Here is a 4,599-nt window from a genome sequence, read left to right on the forward strand (position 1 = left end):
CTGGGCTGGCCGCCGAACACAGTGAAGAAAAGACCGTGATGATCGACGCGACGTATCTGAAGGCACACCGCACCGCGTCCAGCCTGGGCGTTAAAAAGGGGGGCGTGGCCGCCTGATCGGCCGAACCAAGGGCGGTATGAATACAAAGCTGCACGCCGTCTGCGACAGCCTGGGGCGACCAATCAATCTCTTCGTCACCGCCGGGCAGGTGAGCGATTACATCGGCGCACGGGCATTGGTGAGCAGCCTGCCGAATGCCGAGTGGCTGCTCGGGGACCGGGGCTATGACGCAGACTGGTTCAGAGAAGCATTGAAAGACAAGGGGATACGAGCCTGTATCCCCGGCCGAAAGCAGCGCAAGACAGCCATCAAGTATGACAAGCGTCGATACAAGCGCCGCAACCGCATCGAGATCATGTTCGGAAGACTGAAAGACTGGCGGCGTGTGGCCACTCGCTACGACCGATGCCCAAAAGTCTTCCTCTCAGCCATCGCATTGGCCGCAACCGTCATGTTCTGGCTTTGAGACAAGAACGAGTCCTGACCCTAAGAAAAGGGCAACCGAGCGTGGGAGCACGCGCGATGAGTTCATCCATGGGGCAAATGCTAGTATCGAAGAGTGGGTTAGGGTTCTGAACCAACCTCGAGGAGCTCGGAGTGGTCGCTGTTCTTGATGTTCCGAGGGGACGGTTCTATGGCCCGTGCTCCGGGCAGGACCTTCCAATCGCCTTCGAACTTTTCGGCGATACCATCAATCGCTTCACGTTCTGCGATCTTGGGTATCGCGGACCCAACACAACGGCAAAGGAGGCGGTGCCCGAGAATTGGACACTTGCTTCACGCATCCAGGGCGTCGACGAAGCCTTGCCGGAAAAGACCACATGGTACTCTCGGAACCGCCCTTTCCGTCCGCGATCGACCTTGGAGACATGGCGGAGGCCAGATGGGTCCGAGGTCTTGGTCGAACTTCGATATGATTTGGATGATGTCCCAGGAGGTGGTGTAGCTCGCCGTGGGCCTCGCGCTTTCAGGCGGGCCGAGTTGGTCAGTCGCTCTGCGCTGCAGGCAGGCTGACAGTGAGATCATCGCAGACGGGCGCGAGCGTTTCCAGTGTCATGTATCTGGCACGCTGAACCGTCCATTCCTCGGTCTGCTCCATGAGGATTGCGCCGACGAGGCGCCGGATCTCAGCGCCGGTCTTGGCGCCGACCTCCAGCTCCATCAGCCGCTCGGCGGCGAAACCGATCATCTCGCGAAGCAGGTCGGCATCAGCGCTCTTTTCCACGAGCGCACGCAGGTCCATCATCTGTTTGGTCATCGGGTGTAATCCTCGGTTCAGGTTGGGCGTCACAACCCGACCCTACCGAGAAACCCGATGGCCACCGAAAGCTACACCACGTCTCGGGGCGTCACCATGATTTGGCTCAGGATGTGTTGACCGAACAGTTTGCTCCGGGCTCTGTTGCCGCCTTCATGCATATCAACGATGGCGCCGGCGAGGGCGGGTCGGATCTCTGGTTCCTCGCATCGCATTCCGAATTGTCCGGGGATCCCGATCAAGGGAACCGACTCCTTCGCCAAGTGGCCAGTCGGCTCGCAAAGGGGGCCGTCATTGTAACCAACGCTTCACTTACTGACGCAGAATTTCAGCATGACGCATCGTTTGAACGCGCGGGAAGGCGCTGGGAATTGATCGGGCAAGCCCCGAACAAGCGGATACCTGAACGTCGCTTGCGTTTGTGGCGTGCCCTGGGAGTTGTGGGTATGTAGTATTCAGTTTTGGGGAAAAACTTCCAACGGCCGATCGTATCTGCATCTGTCCGAGCATGCGTGAAACATCATTGGCGGCCCAAGGTTGAACCACAGCCTGAGCTGCGCCAAAGATGCAATGGAAAACGCCCATTGCCTGCATCGTCGGTGACCCGAGCAATACCTCAAAACGTGCTACTCGATGCCAACCGGTGGCGGTGATTTGGTCTGGGCAAGTTGTTGTAGCAGTCGGCCGCTTCTCATTCGATGCGCACCGGACAACGAACCAAGACACGATCTGCCAATCACACGTTTCTAAATCAGCCCAGAAATGCCAGGATCCGGTGATCGTTTCCGGTTGTCTCACGCCCGTCGCAAGCTGGCAGGTCGTGCTTGAGGAGGGCCGCCGACTAGCGCCGGGAGCCCTCCACCGCCTTCGCGATCGCCTCAAACGAAGTCGAAATCCGTACCGGTGATTAGGCTGGCCGGTGTGTCGGCCAGCGTCACCTGGTCGGTGCCACCGGCTGCCAGGGTGATGATCGTGTGCTGCCCACTTTGGGAGATCACAAGGTCGCTGGTCGAATTCACCGTGCTGTGGCCCGAGAAGTCCAGCCGGTCGACGCCATCGGTGAAGTCCTTCACCACGTCGCGGCCAAACCCGTCGGTCCAGACAAAGGCGTCGATGCCCGCGCCGCCGAACAGGAAGTCGTTGCCCACACCGCCATCCAACGTGTCATTGCCCGCGCCCGCGATGAGCGCATCGTTGCCCGCAGCCCCCAGAAGCGTGTCGTCATCGGCCCCGCCGAAGAACACGTCCGCATCGGACCCGCCGGTCAGCACATCGTTGCCAGCCCCGCCCACCAGCGTGACCGAGGTGGCCATTCCGGTGGCATCAATGGTGTCATCGCCGGTCAGGCCCATGATCCGCTCGACCCCGACCCATTTGCCGACATTCAGAGTCAGACCATTGGTGTCATAGATCACCGCCTTGTCGAACCCTGCCCCGCCATCGCTGACCACATCGCCGCTTTCGCCGATGTAGAACACGTCGTTGCCGGTCCCGCCGTCGAAGATGTCGTTGCCGGCAGCCCCCAGCATGATGTCATCGCCAGCATTGCCGGTCAGCGTGTCATTGCCATCACCACCGATCAGCACGTCATCGCCCGACCCGCCGATCAGCGTGTCGTCGCCGCCGCTCCCGAACAGCAGCAGCGCATCGTTGGCGGTCGAGCCGTCGATCTGGTCGTTGCCCGCGTTGCCATTTACGCGCTCGACGCCGCTCCACCCGGCCATCGACACGCTGTCTCCACTGGCGCTGGCGATCTGTGCCTTGTCATAGCCGCCGGTGCCGGTGTCGATCACCGTGTCGAACCCGTCGATGACGAACAGGTCCGAGCCGTTGCCACCATCCATGGTGTCGGCACCCGATCCACCGAACAACTGGTCGTTGCTGTCGCCGCCCGAAAGGTCATCGTTGCCCGAACCGCCGAACAGAAAGTCGTTGGCAAAGCCGCCGATCAGCGTGTCATTACCCTGCTGCCCGAACAGCTGGTCCGAGCCGCCGCCGCCATCCAGCATGTCGTCACCGCCGCCGCCCGAGACCTCGTCGTCTCCGGAGCCGCCGTTCACGGTGTCTGCCCCATTACCCCCATTCAGAACATCGTTGCCCTGATAGCCAAACAACGTGTCGTCGCCGGAAAACCCGTACATTGTATCGGCCGCCGATGTTCCGTGCAGGGTATCCGCCGCCGTCGTTCCGATTTTTTGTGTCGACAGATTCGGCAGCAGCTGTGTGGTCGACCCGATCGAAAGCGTGGACGTCACGGTCTCTATCGCGCCGGGAGAAGTCACATCCAAAGCGATGCGGAACAGCGTCTGACCAATGTTCAGCGTGCCGGAAAATGCCGCTGAGGCGCTCATTTGCACCGTGGTGGATGTGCCGTTACTTGACGAAGACATGCTGCTTGAAAATGCGCCGGTCTTTTCCATGCTGAAAGATCCGATCGAATAGCCCGATCCCCTCAGCGTGACGTTAAAATCCACACTCGACGAGGCAATCGCCGCGCCAACATTTACCACATCCAGATTCAACTGCCCGCCGGCGTCCACGATTTGGTATTTGAAGTCGGGTGTTGGCGGCGCAGCGTTGGATTTGGTGACCACCAATTCAGTATCTAGCCCCAAAGATTCCAGTTCCGTCGCCAAGATCCTACGGGAATTTCCAAGTGTGTCTTTGATATCAACTGATGTAACTTTATAAGTGCCAGGGTTCATGGCATCGTTGAATGTCAGGCTACCTGTGCCGGTCCCATCGGCCCAACCATTGCGAATACTAACAAGATTTAGACTGCTGCCGTACCTTGGGATAGATTGGTCGAACCAGATATTAACTCTGTCGATCTCATTCTCATCTGTCCCGCTGGCGGAAAACATAGCCGTTACATCGCCGTTCGACAAATCGACAACATCCGGTAGGTCAAGGGCAGTTAGGACGGGCGCGATTGTATCTGGCGTACTGCCCTTCACCTCCATTTCAGTATCTAGCCCCAAAGATTCCAGTTCCGTCGCCAAGATCCTACGGGAATTACCAAGTGTGTCTTTGATATCAACTGATGTGACTTTATAAGTGCCAGGATTCATGGCATCGTTGAATGTCAGGCTACCTGTGCCGGTCCCATCGGCCCAACCATTGCGAATACTAACAAGATTTAGACTGCTGCCGTACCTTGGGATAGATTGGTCGAACCAGATATTAACTCTGTCGATCTCATTCTCATCTGTCCCGCTGGCGGAAAACATAGCCGTTACATCGCCGTTCGACAAATCGACAACATCCGGTAGGTCAAGGGC

At 58.6% G+C, this 4,599-nt stretch carries 2 protein-coding genes and 3 pseudogenes; 2 read left to right on the forward strand and 3 right to left on the reverse strand.

What is annotated here, in order from left to right; genetic code table 11:
- Positions 1 to 526 (forward strand): annotated as a pseudogene (locus tag ACP15K_RS20080) (IS5 family transposase); the annotation flags it as partial.
- A gap of 519 nt (positions 527 to 1,045) precedes the next feature.
- Here the strand turns inward: ACP15K_RS20080 and ACP15K_RS20085 are convergent.
- The 3 genes and pseudogenes from ACP15K_RS20085 to ACP15K_RS20095 all read right to left on the reverse strand — a co-directional run.
- Positions 1,046 to 1,192, reverse strand: a pseudogene (locus ACP15K_RS20085) (IS256 family transposase); the annotation flags it as partial.
- Positions 1,190 to 1,318, reverse strand: a pseudogene (locus tag ACP15K_RS20090) (IS256 family transposase); the annotation flags it as partial. The pseudogenes ACP15K_RS20085 and ACP15K_RS20090, both read right to left, overlap by 3 nt.
- 878 nt (positions 1,319 to 2,196) lie before the next feature.
- Positions 2,197 to 3,573, reverse strand: coding sequence for a calcium-binding protein (locus ACP15K_RS20095; protein WP_424991443.1), 1,377 nt, complete (start codon positions 3,571 to 3,573; stop codon positions 2,197 to 2,199).
- Positions 3,574 to 3,631: 58 nt separating this feature from the next.
- Between ACP15K_RS20095 and ACP15K_RS20100 the strand changes: the two genes are divergently transcribed.
- Positions 3,632 to 3,760, forward strand: coding sequence for a hypothetical protein (locus ACP15K_RS20100; RefSeq protein WP_424991444.1), 129 nt, complete (start codon positions 3,632 to 3,634; stop codon positions 3,758 to 3,760).
- The last annotated feature ends 839 nt before the right edge of the window (positions 3,761 to 4,599 follow it).

Source organism: Fluviibacterium sp. S390 (genome assembly GCF_049800695.1).
Taxonomy (GTDB): Bacteria; Pseudomonadota; Alphaproteobacteria; order Rhodobacterales; family Rhodobacteraceae; genus Meridianimarinicoccus.

Coding starts and splice junctions, on each gene's coding strand:
- ACP15K_RS20100 (WP_424991444.1), top strand. CDS start 3,632: ATGTTCAGCGTGCCGGAAAATGCCGCTGAGGCGCTCATTTGCACCGTG.